This window comes from Asticcacaulis sp. P2_B1 (assembly GCF_056404915.1).
The window spans coordinates 304000-322738 of record NZ_JBFUDD010000002.1 but is presented as its reverse complement, the minus strand read 5'-3'; the positions used below and the strand labels follow the sequence as shown (position 1 = coordinate 322738).

At 61.1% G+C, this 18739-nt stretch carries 20 protein-coding genes; 15 read left to right on the top strand and 5 right to left on the bottom strand.

What is annotated here, in order from left to right; genetic code table 11:
• Window positions 1-12: 12 nt before the first annotated feature.
• The 4 genes from AC1DX3_RS05905 (at window position 13) to AC1DX3_RS05890 (ending at window position 4361) form a co-directional block, all read left to right on the top strand.
• Complete coding sequence (locus tag AC1DX3_RS05905; RefSeq protein WP_476988318.1) at window positions 13-1074, top strand: DUF2125 domain-containing protein; 1062 nt, start codon at window positions 13-15, stop codon at window positions 1072-1074.
• 104 nt (window positions 1075-1178) lie between these two features.
• Window positions 1179-1973: a chorismate mutase gene (locus AC1DX3_RS05900; RefSeq protein ID WP_476988317.1), complete on the top strand. Its 795-nt coding sequence runs from the start codon at window positions 1179-1181 to the stop codon at window positions 1971-1973.
• 141 nt (window positions 1974-2114) lie between these two features.
• Window positions 2115-3206, top strand: coding sequence for a histidinol-phosphate transaminase (hisC, locus tag AC1DX3_RS05895; protein ID WP_476988316.1), 1092 nt, complete (start codon window positions 2115-2117; stop codon window positions 3204-3206).
• 57 nt (window positions 3207-3263) lie between these two features.
• Entirely contained in the window at window positions 3264-4361 is a 1098-nt protein-coding gene (locus tag AC1DX3_RS05890; RefSeq protein ID WP_476988315.1) for a Rieske 2Fe-2S domain-containing protein, read from the top strand.
• Between the two features lie 57 nt (window positions 4362-4418).
• On the opposite strand, the gene AC1DX3_RS05885 is transcribed toward AC1DX3_RS05890, so the two are convergent.
• Window positions 4419-5084, bottom strand: coding sequence for a TetR/AcrR family transcriptional regulator (locus AC1DX3_RS05885; protein ID WP_476988314.1), 666 nt, complete (start codon window positions 5082-5084; stop codon window positions 4419-4421).
• Window positions 5085-5382: 298 nt separating this feature from the next.
• On the opposite strand from AC1DX3_RS05885, the gene AC1DX3_RS05880 reads away from it, so the two are divergent.
• From AC1DX3_RS05880 to AC1DX3_RS05870, 3 genes are all read left to right on the top strand, one after another.
• Complete coding sequence (locus tag AC1DX3_RS05880; RefSeq protein ID WP_476988313.1) at window positions 5383-5583, top strand: twin transmembrane helix small protein; 201 nt, start codon at window positions 5383-5385, stop codon at window positions 5581-5583.
• Between the two features lie 105 nt (window positions 5584-5688).
• Window positions 5689-6246 (top strand): cob(I)yrinic acid a,c-diamide adenosyltransferase, encoded by a 558-nt coding sequence (locus tag AC1DX3_RS05875; RefSeq protein WP_476988312.1) that lies wholly within the window; start codon window positions 5689-5691, stop codon window positions 6244-6246.
• A 12-nt stretch (window positions 6247-6258) separates the two neighbouring features.
• Window positions 6259-6729, top strand: a complete 471-nt coding sequence (locus tag AC1DX3_RS05870; RefSeq protein WP_476988311.1) for a hypothetical protein — start codon at window positions 6259-6261, stop codon at window positions 6727-6729.
• Here AC1DX3_RS05870 and AC1DX3_RS05865 read toward each other — a convergent pair.
• Window positions 6726-7016, bottom strand: coding sequence for a hypothetical protein (locus AC1DX3_RS05865; RefSeq protein ID WP_476988310.1), 291 nt, complete (start codon window positions 7014-7016; stop codon window positions 6726-6728). The genes AC1DX3_RS05870 and AC1DX3_RS05865 overlap by 4 nt on opposite strands.
• 221 nt (window positions 7017-7237) lie before the next feature.
• Here AC1DX3_RS05865 and AC1DX3_RS05860 point away from each other — a divergent pair, with 221 nt between their 5' ends.
• The 5 genes from AC1DX3_RS05860 to AC1DX3_RS05840 all read left to right on the top strand — a co-directional run bounded on the left by AC1DX3_RS05860 (window position 7238) and on the right by AC1DX3_RS05840 (window position 11532).
• Window positions 7238-7984 carry an electron transfer flavoprotein subunit beta/FixA family protein gene (locus AC1DX3_RS05860; protein ID WP_476988309.1) on the top strand — a complete coding sequence of 249 codons (747 nt, stop codon included), beginning with the start codon at window positions 7238-7240 and terminating at the stop codon, window positions 7982-7984.
• A 1-nt stretch (window position 7985) separates the two neighbouring features.
• Window positions 7986-8918 (top strand): electron transfer flavoprotein subunit alpha/FixB family protein, encoded by a 933-nt coding sequence (locus AC1DX3_RS05855; RefSeq protein ID WP_476988308.1) that lies wholly within the window; start codon window positions 7986-7988, stop codon window positions 8916-8918.
• A gap of 126 nt (window positions 8919-9044) precedes the next feature.
• Window positions 9045-9920: a 3-hydroxybutyryl-CoA dehydrogenase gene (locus AC1DX3_RS05850; protein ID WP_476988307.1), complete on the top strand. Its 876-nt coding sequence runs from the start codon at window positions 9045-9047 to the stop codon at window positions 9918-9920.
• A 2-nt stretch (window positions 9921-9922) separates the two neighbouring features.
• Complete coding sequence (locus AC1DX3_RS05845; protein WP_476988306.1) at window positions 9923-10369, top strand: hypothetical protein; 447 nt, start codon at window positions 9923-9925, stop codon at window positions 10367-10369.
• Window positions 10366-11532: a DUF418 domain-containing protein gene (locus AC1DX3_RS05840; RefSeq protein WP_476988305.1), complete on the top strand. Its 1167-nt coding sequence runs from the start codon at window positions 10366-10368 to the stop codon at window positions 11530-11532. Before AC1DX3_RS05845 ends, AC1DX3_RS05840 begins: the two co-directional genes overlap by 4 nt.
• 6 nt (window positions 11533-11538) lie before the next feature.
• Here the strand turns inward: AC1DX3_RS05840 and AC1DX3_RS05835 are convergent, their stop codons facing one another.
• The 3 genes from AC1DX3_RS05835 to AC1DX3_RS05825 all read right to left on the bottom strand — a co-directional run bounded on the left by AC1DX3_RS05835 (window position 11539) and on the right by AC1DX3_RS05825 (window position 15608).
• Complete coding sequence (locus AC1DX3_RS05835; RefSeq protein ID WP_476988304.1) at window positions 11539-14085, bottom strand: beta strand repeat-containing protein; 2547 nt, start codon at window positions 14083-14085, stop codon at window positions 11539-11541.
• Window positions 14086-14199: 114 nt separating this feature from the next.
• Window positions 14200-14835, bottom strand: coding sequence for a Fe2+-dependent dioxygenase (locus AC1DX3_RS05830; protein WP_476988303.1), 636 nt, complete (start codon window positions 14833-14835; stop codon window positions 14200-14202).
• On the bottom strand, window positions 14835-15608 hold the full coding sequence (locus AC1DX3_RS05825; RefSeq protein ID WP_476988302.1) for a TlpA family protein disulfide reductase: 774 nt from the start codon (window positions 15606-15608) through the stop codon (window positions 14835-14837). Before AC1DX3_RS05825 ends, AC1DX3_RS05830 begins: the two co-directional genes overlap by 1 nt.
• Window positions 15609-15696: 88 nt before the next feature.
• Between AC1DX3_RS05825 and argH the strand changes: the two genes are divergently transcribed.
• Genes argH through lysA form a run of 3 tightly spaced genes read left to right on the top strand, consistent with a single transcriptional unit; the run spans window position 15697 to window position 18737 of the window.
• Window positions 15697-17064, top strand: a complete 1368-nt coding sequence (gene argH, locus AC1DX3_RS05820; protein ID WP_476988952.1) for an argininosuccinate lyase — start codon at window positions 15697-15699, stop codon at window positions 17062-17064.
• Window positions 17061-17417 (top strand): hypothetical protein, encoded by a 357-nt coding sequence (locus AC1DX3_RS05815; RefSeq protein ID WP_476988301.1) that lies wholly within the window; start codon window positions 17061-17063, stop codon window positions 17415-17417. Before argH ends, AC1DX3_RS05815 begins: the two co-directional genes overlap by 4 nt.
• Window positions 17418-18737, top strand: coding sequence for a diaminopimelate decarboxylase (gene lysA / locus AC1DX3_RS05810; RefSeq protein ID WP_476988300.1), 1320 nt, complete (start codon window positions 17418-17420; stop codon window positions 18735-18737).
• The last annotated feature ends 2 nt before the right edge of the window (window positions 18738-18739 follow it).

Genomic DNA, 18739 nt, shown 5'->3' with positions numbered 1-18739 from the left:
TTGGAGACTGCCGTGTCTGAGGACGACATCACCATCGCACCGAAATCGAAGCGCCACCGCATCGGCCTGTTCGGACCGGCCCTGGCCTGTTTCGTCGCCTTTGGCGCCTGGAGCGGATACTGGTTCTACATCAAGGACAGCATCACCAAGCAGATCGATAGTCGGTTCACGGCCTTGCAAGCCGCCGGCTATCAGGTCAAGCACGACCCATACGCCATTCGCGGCTATCCTTACCGCATGTTCGTCGAGCTCAAGAACGTCACCCTAATCGCGCCGTCCGGTCGCGGCGTGGCGGCGCCGGTCTTCCAGGCCGAGGCCAATGCCTATGCGCTCGACAAATGGGTGATGACGGCGCCGCTGGGGCTGACCCTCTATCGCGGCCATCCCGCCGGCGTCGAACTGGGTTCGGTCGCGGTCACCGGTTCGGCCCTGAAGGCGAGCGCTTCCGGCCTGACCAAACCCATCTACAATATCGCTCTCCGAGGGACGGGGCTGAAACTGATACCGTCCGACCCGACCCGGCCTTTCGTCTTCACCAGTGCCGACAATTTCGAAGCCTATGTTCGCCCGAGCAAGGACACGACGGATGCCGCCGATATGCTGATCCGTGTTTCCGGCGCCCACGGCGATCCGCACAGCATGGTCGGCGACCTCAGCCCCGAGAAGCCGCTCAGCTTGCACGTCGAGGGCACGGTGGCCCAGGTGTCGGGTTTCAAGGGCAAGGATTTCGCCGACGGCCTGAAGGCGTGGACGGCATCCGGCGGTCATATGACCGGCTTTCAGTCGGAGGTCATTGCCGGCGATCTCGATGTCCGCGCCATGAGCGACGCCATCACCCTGGACCAGGGCGGGCACCTCTATGGCAAGGTCAAGGTCGAGATGACCGGCGCCTTCCACCCGGTCGCCGTCCTGGGCGCCCTTCACCTGATCTCGCCCGAGAACATGACACTGGCCCAGCCCCTGCTTGATATGACAATGGCGACCCAGGGCACGCAAAAGCTGAAGCTCGACTTTCACGACGGCGGCGCCTATATCGGCCCGCTAAAAGTTTCAGATGCACCTATACTGCCGTAAGGGTGATTTATACTGATCGGCCGCGCGTTTTGGCCCAGTCTGGACTTGTCGCAAGCGTTTTCGCGGCCTAATGTCGCTCTAATCGCCACACGAAGAGTTTTGACTTGATTAGTTTAGCCGATCTGCGAACCGAAATCGACGCCCTCGATGCCGAACTGCTGCGCCTGATTGATGCCCGCGCCGCCCTGGGCCAGGCCATCGGCGAGGCCAAGGCGCGCGAAGAAGGTTCCATCGCCGCGTCGTCGTCCCTGCTGCGCCCCGATCGCGAAGCCATGCTGATCCGCAAATTGATTGCCATGCCGCGCAAGGCCGCCAGCGAAGCGGTGGTGGTGCGCATCTGGCGCGAACTGATCTCGGAAAACCTTCGGATCCAGGGGCAGGCAAAAGGCGGTCTGCACCTTAATCTCAGCACCGGCGAGCACAGCCAGGAGGTTTTGGTGTGGGCGCGCGAGCGTTTCGGCTTTGCCCCGACCTACGGCTATGTCAACGATCCGGCGGCCGCCATCGCCGCGGCGCGCGATGTCCGCCATATCTCGGTCCTCAGTCTCGATCCGCGCGGCGGGGCGTGGTGGGCGCGCCTGCTGGCCGAGCCCAAGGTACGCATCATCGCCGCCCTGCCGGAAATGTCGAAGGCGCGGCCGCATGCCGTCGCCCTGGCCTCTATCGCCCCCGAGCCGACCGGCGACGATCTGACCTTCTGGGTGTCCGATTCCGCCGAACGCGAAAACAAGATCATCGACGACCTCGGCCAGCGCGGATTTGCCGCCGAGTGGCTGTGCACGGCGCAGGGCCTGAAACTGTTCGGCCTTAGCGGCTATGTCCAGGAAAACGACCCCCGCCTGGGTGGCGGTGCGCTCGGCGCGCTCAGCGGCATTATAGGCGCCGCTCCGCGGATATAGCCGCCAACAAGAAAATAGTTTCAAATTAAACCACTTTATCGCAGATTTCGTTTGTTGCCCGGCCTTTGACGCGATAGAGCAGGCGGCGACAAATCCCGACATCGGAGCCGCCCCGTGGATGACCTCGCTATGACCCAAGATATGACCGCTTCGCCCGCGCCTAAAGCCGGTATTCTCGATATCGCCCCCTATGTCGGTGGCAAGTCGAAGATCGCCGGCATCGCCGAGCCGATCAAGCTGTCGTCCAATGAAAATGCCCTGGGCTGCGGCGCCGCCGCCGCCGAAGCCTTCGTTGAGGCGCAAAAGAAGCTGTTCCGTTATCCTGACGGCCATGCCGGTCCGCTGCGCGCCGCCGTTGCCGCCTATCACGATCTCGAGCCCGAGCGCCTGGTTTTCGGCAATGGCTCCGACGAGGTCTTTGCCATCCTGAACCAGTGCTATCTCGAGGCCGGCGACAATATCGTCACCGGCGAGCACGGCTTCCTCGCCTACCGTATCAGCGCCCTGGCCTGTCAGGCCGATGTCCGCCTGGCGCCCGAGCCCGAGGAGCGCGTCGAAATCGACGCCCTGATGGACCTGGTCGATGCGCGCACCAAGATCGTCTACATCTCCAACCCGGCCAATCCGACCGGCACCTGGAACACGCCGGAAGAACTGGCTGACCTGCGCGCCCGCCTCGACCCGTCCATCTTGCTGGTGGTCGATGAAGCCTATGCCGAGTTCGTCGATGAGCCGACCTGGGCGACCGCCTTTCCGATGGCGCGCGGCCTCGACAATGTCATCGTCACCCGCACCTTCAGCAAGATCCACGGCCTGGCCGGCCTTCGCGTCGGGTTCGGCTATTGCCCGAAGGCGGTGGTCGAGGCTATCGACCGCATTCGCCTGCCCTTCAATGTCAACCTGCCGGCCCAGGCGGCCGCCATCGCGGCCCTGACCGACACGGCGCATATCGAAGCCTCGCGCGCTCACGTCCTGAGCTGGCATCCCCGCATGGTTCAGGAAATCCGCGCCATGGGCCTGGATGTGCGCAAGGCGATCGGAAATTTTGTGCTGATCCATTTCCGCGACGGTACCGAGGCGGCGGCGGCGAACGAGTACCTGATGACCCAGGGCCTGATAGTTCGTCATGTCGCCAATTACGGCCTGCCGGCCGCCCTGCGCGTCACCATCGGCAAGGACGACGAAAACCGGGCCTTCCTCGAAGCCCTGGGGCGCTTTGCCGCGCAACGCTGACTTGCCGTAAGCCGGAAGCGTCCGTATATTGCCGCTTTAAGCCGCTTTAAAGACGCCATGCCCGATCAATCCGCACCATCGCCAACCAAGGTCGTCTTCGGTCAGGGTTTCCTGAAAGACTGCTGGTGGTTTGCCGCCTTGTCGGGCGACCTGGTTGCCGGCAAGCTGCAGCGTTACGTGTTTTTGGGCGAGCCGGTCCTGCTGGGCCGCGATCTCGACGGCAAGGTCTACGCTATCCGCGACATCTGCCCGCACCGCGCCGCGCCCTTATCGGCTGGCGAGATGATCAGGGACGGGAAGGGTGGTGCCTGCGTCGTGCAATGCTGCTACCACGGCTGGACCTTCAATACCCAGGGCGCCTGCACCAGTGTGCCGTCCCTGACCGCCGATCAGCCAATGGACGTTGAGAAAATCAAGGTCCGCAGCTATGCGGTGCGCGAAACCCAGGGCATTGTGTGGATCTATATCACGGTCGACCTCCGCCGCCCCGCCGAGCCCGACCACGAGCCGCCGGTTCTCCCGGGCGTCGTCGGGGGCAAGCCCATCATCGTCGAGACCATGGATTTCGACAGCCATATCGATCATGCCGTCGTCGGCCTGATGGATCCGGCTCACGGGCCCTATGTCCACCAACAATGGTGGTGGCGGTCGGCCAAGAAACAGTTGGCGAAGAGCAAGGCCTTCGAGCCGCGCGACCTCGGTTTCGCCATGGTCCGTCATGCGCCGTCATCGAACAGCCGCGCCTACAAGATTCTCGGTGGCGCGCCGGCGACCGAGATCACCTTTCGCTTGCCGGGCATCCGCTACGAACATATCGAGATCGGTAAGCAACAGGTCCTGGGCCTGACCTGTCTGACGCCGATCGACGACACCCATACCCGCATCACCCAGATATTCTGGTCCGATCACGGCCTGTTCCGCCTGATCTCGCCCCTGTTCCGTTTCGGCGCCAAAGCCTTCCTTAAACAGGACGGTGACATGGTCAACCTGCAGAACGAGGGGCTGAAATACGATCCGGCCTTGCTATGGATCGACGACGCCGACACCCAGGCCAAGTGGTATCAGCAGCTCAAGAAGGAATGGCTGGCCTCACGCGCCGAAAAGCGGACGTTTGTGAACCCTATCAAGCCGACCACTTTAAAGTGGACGAGTTAAGCAAAAACACCTCCCGACCGAAGCCGAGAGGTGTTTTGTTTTAACGCATTTTAAAGCTTAGACCGCCTTCAAACCGGCAATCAGGAGCTTGATCTGGATGCTCAGGCTCTCGGTCAGTTGCTGGACGTTGAACCTGCCTTGTTCGCTGCTGTTTTGGAAAGCGCGGCGCATATTGGCAAAACACAGGTCTTCGAGGATTTCAGCGGCGCAATCGACCTGGGCCGACTCAGGCAATTCCTTGCGTGCCTGGGCGGCCTTCAGCGTATCGAGCAGGGCATAGCGCACCAGATCGCTGAGACGGGCAACTTCATTGAGCGTCGTCTGACCGGCGCTCCATTTCATGACGAAGGCCGACAGGATCAGACGGGCATTGATCTGGGCCGTTTCATAGCCACTCATCAGTTGCTGGTGCAGGCGATCGACCAGGTCGAGCGTTTCATCGTAGGAATCGCGCATCACCCGGATAACACGGGCATTCTCGGCCTCGACGACGGTGATGAAAATCTCGTTCTTGTCGGCGAAATTGGCGAACAGGGCGCCTGTCGAGAGGCCGGCGGCCTTGGCGATGTCACGCAAGGTAGCCGCCTCGAAGCCGCGTTCGCGGAACAGGGTCATAGCTGAGTCGAGGATTTTTTGGCGGTTGCGTTCTTTGGATTTAGCGCGGCTTCCGGTCGGCAACTTTTTTTCCTCAACTATATTCGGATTAGGCAGGTCACTGTACATGGGTCTTAACTCTTACTGTTACGTTACGCTTACACACACAAACGCCGGCGACTGCAAAAACTGTCCGTAAACCGACAACTAGAAAGTTGACCTAAGGGAAGCTATACCTAGGGTCTGCTTCTTATTAGTATGACGATCCGCACAAGGCAATGCGGTAAAATGCTTAATTGTGCGTTGCAAAGAGGAACGCTGTTAGCGGACGGATTTCCTTCGCCGCTCAAGGGATTTTGATTACGGCGATATTTTGAAGACTATATGGGTCTCGACTTTTGACCGCAAAAGGGCGATGACGTGTCTCATGAGTCACTTTTTGCTTTATCTTGCATTTTTTGCGATGTTCGCCGTCCTGGTGGTGCTCGGAATCGGCATTTTCAGCCTGGTCCGCGGCGGGACGTTTCGCGAAAATTGGTCAAACAAGCTGATGCGGCTGCGCGTGCTGCTTCAGGCGATCGCCATTGTGATTCTGATCTGCCTGGCCTGGGCCATGCATCATACTTAGCTCAAGCGCCGCATGGCTCGCCGCATCGGCGGCGGCGGGCGCTTGCCCTTGCCAAATCTCGCGAAGAGATTTGGAAATTCTCAATAAAAGGGCCCGCGATATTCCATGGTCAAGCTCAACAAAATCTATACCCGCACCGGCGATGACGGCACCACGGGACTGGCTGACGGCAGCCGCCGGCCCAAGGACGACGTCCGGCTGACCGCAATCGGCAGCGTCGACGAGACCAATGCGGCCCTGGGTTTGGTGCGCCTGCATGCCGCCGGGGAGCTGGACGGCTTACTGGCCCGTCTACAGAACGATCTGTTCGATCTCGGCGCCGATCTGGCGACGCCGACCGACGACGTCAGCTGGCCACCGTTGCGGATCAAGGCGCATCAGGTAACGGCGCTGGAAGTTTCTCTCGATGCCTATAATTCGCCGATCGCGCCCCTGACCTCGTTTATCCTGCCGGCCGGTACGGCGCTCAGCGCCCATTTGCATCTGGCGCGCACCATGGCACGGCGGGCCGAGCGCGATACGGTCGGTCTGGCCCGGGTCGAAGCCGTCAATCCCGAGGTCGTTAAATATCTCAATCGCCTGTCGGACCTGCTGTTCGTTCTGGCGCGCCATGCCAATGACGACGGCCGCGGCGATGTGCTATGGGTACCGTCGAAATCGTGAGGGGAACTTAAGATGAAATTGCGCGCCATCGCCGCCAGCCTGGCCCTGCTCGGCCTGTCTCAATGTACGCCGGCGCCCAAATTGCCGCCGCAGCCGTCATTCGATGTCAAGGTCGCCATCACGCCTGAGGGCATTGCGGCCTTGCAGGGCGCGGGCGACCATGCCGTGGTCGACGTCTATTATTACGGCTTCCCCAAACCCGGCGTGTCGGCGCCGATCGATCAGATAGGACGGGTGCGGCTGGGCAATGAGCTGTATGAAATCAAGGCGACCGACACCCAGGTGCATGTCACGCCGACCCTCATGGACCCCGTTCTGTTCACCAAGGTCGTCGAACCCTATGCCCAGATCACGGTCTATAGCCGCAACAAGCAGCATTCGGCCGACGAAATGCTGGAATGCAGCTATTATCGCAGCAAGGTCGCCGGCATGGTGACGACCGGTGCGGCGGTCACCTGTGACGTCAATAAGGGACCGGATTAACGCGACGCGGGTGCCGCCGCCGCCTGTTCGACCGCCACGGCATTGCTGGCCTTCTTGGAGTCTTCGTGGAAGTCGATGGTCGCGGGATCGCCCGGCTTGCGGTGGGTAATGCTGGGCAGGTAAACCGGCGCCGTGCATTTGTGGTATTTGAACGTGTACCAGCCGCCGGCGGCCTCGCACTTGCGCTTGGGGATATTGTACAGCCAGCCATAGGCGACCAGGCTGGCGCTGATGGTGAAAAACAGGCCGAGGAAGACGTATTTCAGTTTGCCGATCTGGCTGGGCATGGACGGTTTCCGCGCGTAACTTGACTTTAGGGTAAACTCATTTTGCCGGGCTTTATGCGCTAATCCTTACGTCACGGCAAATGAAAATAGCGATCTTGTGGCCTTTAGCGCCTAGATTTGATTGACTTTGCGGCCGCGCATCGTCACTTATCGCCGCAACAATGCCTGCCCTTTTTTGCGGAGTTAAAGCCACAAAGAGGGCCACAAAAAAGGGATGTCCCATGAAGATACTTGTGCCGGTCAAACGGGTGCTGGATTACAACGTCAAGGTCCGCGTCAAGTCGGATCAGTCGGGCGTCGATCTGGCCAATGTCAAGATGTCGATGAACCCGTTCGATGAAATCGCCGTCGAAGAAGCCGTCCGCCTGAAGGAAAAGGGCATAGCGACCGAGATCGTCGCCGTTTCCATCGGTCCGGCGCAAGCCAAGGACACGATCATCACGGCCCTGACCATCGGCGCCGACCGCGGCATCCTCATTCAGACCGATGTCGATGTTGAACCGCTCGCCGTCGCAAAGCTGTTGAAGGCCGTGGCTGAAGCCGAACAACCCGACCTGATTATCATGGGCAAGCAGGCTATCGACGGCGACAACAACGCCACTGGCCAAATGCTGTCGACCCTGCTCGACTGGCCACAAGCGACATTCGCCTCCAAGGTCGTTATTGCCGACGGCGAAGCGCAAGTGACGCGGGAAGTCGACGGCGGCCTGCAAACCCTGGGCGTCAAGCTGCCGGCGGTCATCACCACCGACCTGCGCCTCAATGAACCGCGCTACGCCTCCTTGCCCAACATTATGAAGGCCAAGAAGAAGCCGCTCGATATCAAGACCGTCGCCGATTACGGCGTCGACGTCGCCCCGCGCCTCAAGGTGCTGAAGGTCACCGAACCGCCCAAGCGCACCGCCGGCATCAAGGTCGCCGACGCCGCCGAACTCGTCGCCAATCTCAAGACCGCAGGAGTGCTGTAATATGGCCGCCTTAGTTATTGCCGATCATGACGGCACCCACCTGCGCGACACCACCTCAAAGACCGTCACCGCCGCGTTGCAACTGGCGTCGGACGTTGACGTTCTGGTCTATGGCGACGGTGTTGCCTCCGTTGCCGATGCCGCTGCCAAGATCGCCGGCGTCCGCAAGGTCTTCCTCAGCCAGGACAACGACCTGAAGAACGATATCGCTGAAGACGTCGCCATCCTGGTCGCCGGCTTGGCCGCGAACTATGACGCCATCTGCGTTCCCGCCTCGGCCGCCGGCAAGAACTACGCCCCCCGCGTCGCCGCTCTGCTGGATGTCAGCCTGCTGTCCGACGTAATGGTCGTGGTCGACGCCAACACCTTTACGCGCCCGATCTATGCCGGCAATGCGCTGGAAACCGTGCAGTCGTCCGAAGCCAAGAAGGTCATGACCGTCCGCACCACGGCCTTCAAGGCCGCGGCCGAAGGCGGTTCGGCCAGCGTCGAGACCATCGCGGCGCCGGCCACCAAGCCAGGTACGCGTTTCATCTCGGAAGAGAAGGTTACCTCCGACCGTCCCGAACTGGGGGCCGCGAAGATCATTGTCTCCGGTGGCCGTGCGCTCGGTTCGGCCGAAGAGTTCAAGGCCGTGATGGATCCCTTGGCCGACAAGCTGGGCGCTGCCGTCGGGGCTTCACGCGCGGCGGTCGACGCCGGCTATGCCCCCAACGATTACCAGGTCGGACAGACCGGCAAGGTCGTGGCGCCGGACCTCTATATCGCCATCGGCATTTCGGGCGCTATCCAGCACCTCGCCGGCATGAAGGACTCGAAGGTCATTGTCGCCATCAACAAGGACGCCGAAGCGCCGATCTTCTCGGTCGCCGATTACGGCCTGGTGGCGGACTACAAGACCGCTGTCCCGGACCTGATGAAGGCCCTGGGATAAACCTGAAAGTCTCCTCTTATGTGATCCCGCAAGGCGACACCAAGAGGAGACAGCCTTCCCTATTGCCTTGCGACGGCGGCCGCACTATCCCCATATCAGACCCAAGTCATCTGCAAGGACCGTCCCATGACCATCAAAACCGTAGGCATTATCGGCGCCGGCCAAATGGGGGCGGGCATCGCCCAGGTCTGCGCCCAGGCAGGTTATGACATCCTGCTGTTCGATCAGTCCGCCGATGCCGTCAAGTCGGCGATCGGGCGAATCGAAAAAGGCCTGAACCGCCTGGTCGAAAAAGAAGTCATCACTGCCGATGCCGCCACGGCCGCCATCGCGCGCCTGATGCCGGCCGGCGCCACCTCGGACCTCAAGGATTGCGACCTCGTCATCGAGGCTGCGACGGAAAACGAGGCCGTCAAGAACGCCATCTTCAAATCGGTGTGCGATCACCTGAAGCCCGAAGCCCTGCTGGCTTCCAATACCTCGTCCATCTCGATCACCCGCCTGGCGGCCGCCACCGACCGCCCGGGCAAGTTCATCGGCTTGCACTTCATGAATCCGGTGCCAATCATGAAGCTGGTCGAAATCATCCGCGGCATCGCCACCGACGCCGAAACCTATGAAACGGCCGTCAATTTCGCCAAATCCCTGGGCAAGATCACCGCCAATTCCGAAGACTTTCCGGCCTTTATCGTCAACCGCATCCTGATCCCGATGATCAACGAGTCGATCTACACGCTCTATGAAGGCGTCGGCACGGTCGACGCCATCGACACGGCGCTGAAGCTTGGCGCCAATCATCCGATGGGGCCACTCGAACTGGCGGACTTTATCGGCCTGGACACGGTCCTGGCGGTGATGAACGTCCTTTATGACGGCCTGGCCGACAGCAAGTACCGCCCGTGCCCGCTGCTGACCAAATATGTCGAAGCCGGCTGGCTGGGCCGCAAGGTCGGCCGCGGCTTCTACGATTACCGCGGCGAAAAGCCGGTGCCAACACGCTGACCATGGCCAAAGGCGCTTTACAAATCCGTACGCCCGACACCCGCTGGCTGATCCTGGCCGCGGTCATGGCCCTATGCCTGCATGGCCTGTGCTGGTATCTGATGCGCACCCTTTTGGGTGACGGGCCCGAAGCCCTGGCGGAAACCCAGCGTCAAATGTGCCTGGCCCTGGCCTGGATGATCGGCGCTCTGGTCATCTGGAAAATGAGTCCCCCGCCCTCGCGCTTGCACGCCGTCCTGACCGTCCTGACCTGCGCCCTGTTCCTGACGGTGCTTGGCAGCGCCGCCGCCTTCCTCAAGCTGATCTTCGTCGACCACGCCGTCGTCACAGGCAAGCTGGTCTCGTCCTTCCTGACGCTCGGCGGGCTTCTGGTGGCGGCGCAACTGATCTTGGCCATCCCGTCGTCGATTGTCCTGCAAGCGGTAGCGTTGCGGCGCGCCACCGCATGACGGCCGATGCCGAACGCATCAAGTCGCTCGACTATATCCGCGGCCTGAGCATTCTCGGCATCCTGATGGTCAATGCCGTCGCCTTCGCCCAGCCCTTTGCTGTCTACGCCAATCCGACCCTTTCGACCCTGCCGTTGAGCCATGCTGACCTGACGACCTGGTGGGCGATCGAAACCTTTTTCAAACTGAAATTCATCACCTCGTTCAACATGCTGTTCGGCATCAGCATGTTCCTGATCGGTCGCGATCAGGGACCAGGCGTCACGGGTACCCCCCTGTTTCGCCGTCTCTTATGGATGGTGGTGTTCGGCCTGATCCATGGCGCCCTGATCTGGCACGGCGACATCCTGCTGGCCTATGCCTGCACCGGCTTCCTGTTCTGGCGCTGGCGGGCCGCACCAGCCGGCAAGTTGCTGTTATGGGGGGGCTTTCTGTTCCTGATGGGGGCGGCGATCGAGCTATGGCCGCTGATCGATTTTCAGCCGGGGACGCTGAACGTCGCTCCCGCCCAGGGCCCGATCATCGCCGCCATGCGCGGCGGTTTCTGGGACTCGCTGGCCCAGAACTTCGCCGACTGGGCGTCATCGATCGCCCTCGAACTGATCATGTATCTGCCGGCGACGCTCGGCCTGATGATGCTGGGACTTGGTCTGTTCAAGTCTGGCATCCTCAGCGGCGCGGCCAAGACCCGGACCTATCTTATATTCGTCGCTGCCGGCACGGTCAGCCTCGCCATCATCGGTTGGCAATCGTGGCTGATCGTCAGGTCCAACTTCGCCTTCCCGGATTCGTTCGGCGTCGGCGCCATAGCCAATGCCGTCCTGTGTCTGCCGGTGGCGATCGGCTATGCGTCCGCCCTGATCCTACTGGGGCGGACCAAGCCCGGCGCCGTCCTGCTCTATCCGCTGGCCTGCGCCGGCCGCATGGCCTTTACCAACTATCTTTGCCAGTCCCTGATCATGACCGTCATCTTCTATGGCGGCCGCGGTGGACCCGGCCTGTTCGGCACCATGAACCACGAGGCCCTGGTGCCGATCGTGGCCATGATCTGGCTAGGCCAACTGGTCTTTAGCGTCCTGTGGCTACAAGCCTTCCGTTACGGCCCGTTCGAATGGGTCTGGCGGTGCCTGACCTATCGGCGGTGGGTTGGCATTCTTAAATAGCCGCGGCTACCACACCATATGCGCGCCGACATCAGCCATGGCCGTATTTTGCACGGTGATGATATTGCCGTGGCCGAGGTTGACGATCGTGTCAGAGCCGACCTGGGTAATGTAGGTGCTGTGGGCCGTACCATGGGTGTAGGCGCTGACGTCGATACTGTCATTCTGCACGGCCGAGAAGTCGCTGATCGTGTCGGCGCCGCTGGCCGCGGTGAATATGAAAGTATCTGCTCCGCCCTTGCCCGACAAGACGTCATGGCCGCCGCCGCCGTTCAGGATATTGGCGGCATTATTGCCCTTGATGATATTGTCGAGATGGTTGCCCGTTCCGTTGATCGCCGACGTTCCCGTCAGGGTCAGGTTTTCGATAAACTGCCCAGCCAGCGTAAAGGTCACGGAAGCATTGACCGCATCCGTGCCGCCGCCATCGAGTTCCTTGACGATATCACCGGCATTATCGACGACATAGCTGTCATCACCCAAACCGCCGGTCATGGTGTCGGCGCCGACACCGCCGTTCAGCACATTATTGCCACTGTTACCTATCAGACTGTTGGTCAGGCTGTTGCCGGTCGCGTTGATATTGTCAGCGCCCGTAAGGGTCAGGTTCTCGATATGTTGGCCGGACAAGCCGAAACCGACAGATGACTTAACCAGGTCCGTGCCGTCTCCGATGGCTTCCACAACGGTATCGCCGGCATTGTCGACGATATAGACGTCGTCGCCCTTATGGCCGGTCATCACATCGGCTCCGGCGCCCCCGTCCAGGACATTGTTGCCGCTATTGCCGACCAAGGTGTTGTTCAAGTCATTGCCGGTAGCATTGATATTGTCACTGCCGTTCAACTGCAGGATCTCGATATCGGCGCTCAGCGTCCAGCTCTTGGTCGTTATGACGGTGTCGGTGCCTTCACCGGCATTTTCGCTGGTGCTGTCGCTGAAATTGTCGACAATATAGATGTCGTCACCAATGCCGCCCGCCATGATGTCGGCGCCGTTGCCCCCATCCAGCCGGTCATCTCCGCCGCCGCCGTTCAATGTATCGGCACCCGACTCGCCGCTCAGGCTGTTGTTGTTGCTATTGCCGGTGATTGTATTGGCCGACGAATTGCCGGTACCGTTAATGATGTCCGATCCGGTCAGGATCAGGTTTTCAATCGCCCGTCCGAAGAGCGAGAAGTTTTCGGAGGTATATACCGTATCATTGCCTGCGCCGGCGGCCTCGGTCACGGTGTCGCTGCCATCGACATAGTAGGTGTCGTCACCGTCGCCGCCCGCCATGACGTCGGTACCGGTGCCGCCATCGAGGATATCGTTGCCGCCGAGGCCGGTCAGCACATCGTTACCGGCGCTGCCTTCGAGGCGATTACCGCCGTCATTGCCGATGATAAGGTCGCCTTGGTCTCCGCCCCGCACATTTTCGATATTGACCAAGGTATCGACACCATTGCTCGTGTCCTGGGGGCCATTGCTAAGCGAGACCGTGAGACCGACGCCGAAGCCCGTACCGAAGTCGAACGTATCATTACCGTCGCCGCCGTCCACCGTATCCTGGCCTTGGGTGCCGAAGAACACATCGTCCCCGGAAGTGCCGGTTTGCGACGTCTGAATGCGGCTAAACAGATCGACCGTCATCAGACCTTGAGCGACGAGAAGCGACAGGAAATGACCGTCCTTGGAAAGGACCATGTCTAAAGCAAAGTCGACCCCAACATCGGCCGAGCCGATCAGGTTCCAGTTTTGCGTGTCATAGATCTGGATGATTTTGGCCGTGTCGTCCCACGCCAGCATCTGGTGACCGCCGACATTGAACTTCACGTCCTGGAGGGATTGCGAATCCAGTATGGATGTCAGATCCCTTACCTCATGCATCGACAGATCGAAAACCTGCAGAGCTCCGTAGGCGCGGTTAATGATCAGGCCAGCCGCTTCGCTGATATCGCTATATCCGACACTCGTACCGCCTACGCCGCCCGATGCGATAATCGAATGGGTTTGAGAGTCGTAGACCGAGATGTTACCGCCGTTCTGTTCCATAAGAACGTAGCGCCCGTTTTCCGAGGTGAAGAGCCATGCGGCCTCGGGAAAGGGCGATCCGGGAGTATCGAGGTCGTGGATTTCGCCAGCCGGCCCACTGTCGGACGCGACGTGGACGTTGAAGCTGGTAGCATACAAAAGTTCTCCGGCGGCGTCGGTGGCCAGCCTGTCCACAACATAGTCGTCGTCGATCCCCCCCGAACGGGTCCATTTAACATAGGTCGAGGTGTCGTCCGCCGTCGCCAGCGGTATATTGTAGACGGTGCTGACGTAGTCACCGGACGGCAGGGATTCCGGGTACATCAGGCCGACGAGAAGGTGCGTCCCGTCGGATGACATGGCCATGGAGCCGAGGTTGGCGTCAAAGGTCGCCACGACATGGCTTTCGTGCGTCACCGGGTTAAATGACACGACGGTCTGGTTTGTGGTGGCGATATAGTAAACCTTCGCCACCGGGTCATAGACAAAGGTCCTGACATAAGCGTCAAGTTGCAGCCTGAAACTGAGATCGGTCATGGAAGTCCCCCGGTATTTCGCGCCCCCCAATGGCCGCGTATATGCAACTATCTGTAACGGCGTTTTTTATAAAGTCCAGACGCCACGATGGTCTGGTAAGCAAATTACACTGGCCTAAATCTTCGCCCACATGCGGTGCAGATTGCCGATCGTTTTTTGCAACATCAGGCCTTGCGTCTTGTCCTTGGTGGCCAGCAACATGCGTTGCAGATCGAACAAAATATCGCGTTCGTCCTCGCGCTGGACCAGGCTTTGGATCCAGCCGACACAGGCGAAACGCTCCCCACGCAGCACCGGCATGATCTGGTGCAATTGGCCGGTGCGATGGATGACCATGTCGCCGGCGTCCAGCCGGATGTCGCGTGTGCCGTCATTGGCTTCCAGGCTGAGCGCGCCGCCCTCGTAGGCGCTCTTCGGCGACAGGAAGAGGGTGAAACTCAAATCAGTGCGCATCGGCTGGCCGTCCTCGCCCTTCATCAGCGGGTCGGTCGGATGCAGGCCGAAAGCATCGGTCGGCAGGTGCCGCGCCAGGTAAAACGACGAAAATCGCGCCGGCTGCGAATAGGCCTGGACCAAAGGATGGTTGCTGACGATCGTCTTGATCCAGCCCATCAGTGCCTTGGTCTTGGAATCGTTGTGCGGCGGATCGCCGGGCTTGGCCTTGCGCGGTCCCGGCGGCGGCAGGGTCTTCAGCCGGGCCGTGACCTCGGCCAGTTCGTCCTTGTCCAAGGCGGATTGAATAAAGAGCATTATTCAGCCAGCAGTTTATCCATCAAGGCCCTGACTTCCGGCGTGTTCCAGTCGGCGCTACCGTCGAGGCGGGCGACTTCACGACCCTGCTTGTCGATGATCAGGGTCGCCGGCAGGCCCATTATGCCGAACTTCGCCGTCTTCGGGATCAGGTTGGAATCGACATAGACCTCAAGCGGTTCCTGGACGTCGATAAACGACTTCACGTCGTTGAACTGCGTGTCGACATCGCCGCTCAGCGGCAGGACCTTCAGGCCCTTGCCGGCATAGGCGGTTTGCAGGTCGGCCAGGGTCGGCATTTCATTGCGGCATGGCGCGCACCAGGTCGCCCAGAAATTCAGCACAACGACCTGGCCCTTGAAATCGGCCAGATGAATGGGCTTTTTATCCCGGTCGACAAAGGCCAGATTGTCGATGGGCTGGGGCTCCGCCAGGGTCACCATATGGGAGATCGAGCCTTTGACATAGGGCGCCAGCGGCCCGACGGGTGCCGTCGAAGCGGCGGTCTGAACCTCGGCAACCTTGGATTTGAACAGGTCGGGTACGAACATCACGACGCCGACACCGGCCAGGAAGAGCACGGCAACGACCGATACGACGACCCAGGCGATGTTGATACGCTTCTTTTTGCGCATATTTCCACCGTCGCGGCCCTTGGGTTCCGCGGCCGGCTCGGCTATAGGCGTGTCAACGACGACGTGGTCGGGCGCGACCGTGGGTCTTGGTGCCGGCTGCGCGGACTTAATGTCGTCACTGTCCAAAGGGTTATCCATGTCCGATCATTCCGACGATCAAAGCTCTAAAAGCTCCCCAAAACCCAGCGATTCTGGGGCCCCCGCCGGCGGTGCGCCGGGCCAAAAAATGTGGGGCGGACGTTTTAGTGCCCGACCCGACGAAATTATGCAAGCCATCAATGTCTCCATCGATGTCGACAAACGCTTGTGGCAGCAGGACCTTAAAGGTTCCCGCGCCCACGCCGCCATGCTGGCCCGCCAAGCTATCATAAGTTCCGAGGATGCCCAAACCATAGACGCCGGTTTGGCGACCTGCGAAGCCGAGATTCAGGCCGGCGTGTTTCCTTTCCGCCACGAATTCGAAGACATTCACATGAATGTCGAGGCTCGCCTGCGCGAATTGATCGGGCCCGTGGCCGGCCGGCTGCACACGGCGCGTTCGCGCAACGACCAGGTGGCGACCGATTTCCGCCTGTGGGTGCGCGACGCCGTCGATACCACCATCCAGCAATTGTTCGACCTGCAAGGCGCCCTGCTGAAGCGCGCCGAGGAACATGCCGACAGCCTGATGCCGGGCTTTACCCACCTGCAGCCGGCTCAGCCGGTGACCTTCGGCCACCATCTCATGGCCTATGTCGAGATGTTCGGCCGCGACCGCTCGCGCTTTGCCGATGCCCGCGCCCGCATGAACGAAAATCCGCTGGGTTCGGCGGCCCTGGCCGGTTCGCCGTTTCCCATCGATCGCTTCGCCACCAGTCAGGCCTTGGGCTTCGACCGTCCCATGGGCAACAGCCTCGACGGCGTGTCGGCGCGCGATTTCGCCCTCGAAGCCCTGGGCCACGCCGCTATCTGCGCCGGCCATCTATCGCGCCTGGCCGAGGAGATCGTCATCTGGACGACGCCGCAATTCGGTTTCGTCCGCCTGTCCGACGCCTTTTCGACCGGCTCGTCGATCATGCCGCAAAAGCGCAACCCCGACGCAGCCGAGCTGGTCCGCGCCAAGACCGGCCGCATCACCGGCTCGCTGATCGCACTGTCCATGGTGATGAAGGGCCTGCCGCTCGCCTATTCCAAGGACATGCAGGAAGACAAGCCGCCGGTCTTCGAAGCCTTCGACGCGCTGGATCTGGCGCTGCGCGCCATGACTGGAATGGTATTGGATCTTAAAGCCGATAAGGCCAAAATGCAGGCGGCGGCGGGCGCCGGATATTCGACCGCGACTGACCTGGCCGACTGGTTGGTCCGTACACTGAACATTCCGTTCCGCGATGCTCACCATATTACCGGGGCGGCGGTCAAGCGGGCGGAATCCCTGGGTGTGGATTTGGCGCAACTAACCTTAACAGACTTACAAAATCTGGAAGCCAGGATCACAGAGGATGTGTATAAGGTTTTAACACCTGAAGCTTCGGCCGCCTCCCGCCAGTCCTACGGCGGCACGGCGCCGGATCAGGTTCGACTGCAAATTCAGCGCTGGAAGGATCAACGCTCATGATGACCGCTAAAAAGACCCGCTTCGTGATGACCTCGGCGCTGACCGCGGCCGTGCTTCTGGCGGGAGCGATGGCGTTGTCGGCGTGCGGTAAGCTGGGTACGCTGGACCAGGCGCCGCCGATGTTCGGTGACAAGGCCAAGTCGAGCTGGTCGTCGTCGCAAAACGCCGATGGCGGCACGACGGTCACGACGTCGGAATCGGCGTCGCGCGACACCGAACGCGCCCTGCCGGACGCCAATGACAAGAACAAGATGCCGGATCCTTACCGCGGCAACAAGAAGATCGAGAATGCCCCGCTCGAAGGCTTCGGCAACGCCACCACATTCAACAACAACGATCCCGCCTCGCACTAAATGAACCACTTCGATTACGCCGGCGGCCAGCTACACTGCGAGCAAGTTCCCCTGAAGGACCTCGCGGACACGGTCGGTACGCCTCTCTATGTCTATTCGTCCGCTACCCTGGAACGGCACTATGGCGTCTTTTCGTCGGCGCTGGGTGCCCAGCCGGCCCTGGTCAGCCCCAAGGGCGAGGCGCCGCTGATCGCCTACGCCATGAAGGCCAATTCCAATCTCGGCGTTTTGCGCACGCTCGGCCTGATGGGCTGCGGCGCCGATACGGTCAGCGAAGGCGAGATTCGCAAGGCCTTGAAGGCGGGGATTCCAGCCCACAAGATCGTCTTTTCCGGCGTCGGTAAGCGCGACTCCGAAATGGCGTTTGCCTTGAAGGCCGGCATCTACCAGATGAACGTCGAATCGCGCCCCGAGCTGGAACGGCTGGCGGCGGTCGCGGCCTCGCTCAACATGGTGGCGCCGGTCGTCATCCGTATCAATCCCGGCGTCGGCGCCGGCGGTCACGCCAAGATCACTACCGGCGGCGCCAAGGACAAGTTCGGCATCTCGGCCGAAGAAGCCCTGGCACTTTATGCCGAAGCCTCGGCCCACCGCTATCTGGCGCCCATGGGGATCGCCTGCCATATCGGCAGCCAGATCACCGACCTGACACCGCTGCAGTCGGCATTTTCGCTGATGCGCGGCTGGGTCGAACAACTGCGCGCCAACGGTTTGAGCGTCGAACGCCTCGACCTCGGCGGCGGCCTGGGCGTGCCCTATTTCAATCAAAAAGAGCCGGCCAGCGTCACCGACTATGCCGAGATGGCCGCGCTGGCCGTCGGCAATCTCGGCGTGCGTTATACGTTCGAGCCCGGCCGGCTGATCGCCGCCAATGCCGGCGTCCTGGTGTCGCGCGTTGTCCACGTCCATGAACGCAGCGAATCGGGCCAGAAGTTCCTGGTGCTCGACGCAGCGATGAACGATCTCCTGCGTCCGGCGCTCTACGACGCCTTCCACGACATCCGCCCCGTCGCAGCCCCCGTCGACGATGCCACCGACACCTATGACGTCGTCGGCCCCGTCTGCGAAACCGGTGACACCTTCACCCGCGGCCGTGAACTGCCGGTGCTGAAAGAGGGCGACTTGGTCGCCTTCATGACCGCCGGCGCCTATGGAGCCGTCATGGGAAGCGAATATAATTCGCGTCCGCTCGCGCCGGAGGTGTTGGTGCGTGACGCAGACTGGGCGGTCGTGCGTCCTCGCCCGAGTTATGATGAGATGATGGCGCGTGAACCGCTGCCGGACTGGCTGCGGCCGGGTCCGCGCGTCGCCAGCGCGTAGTT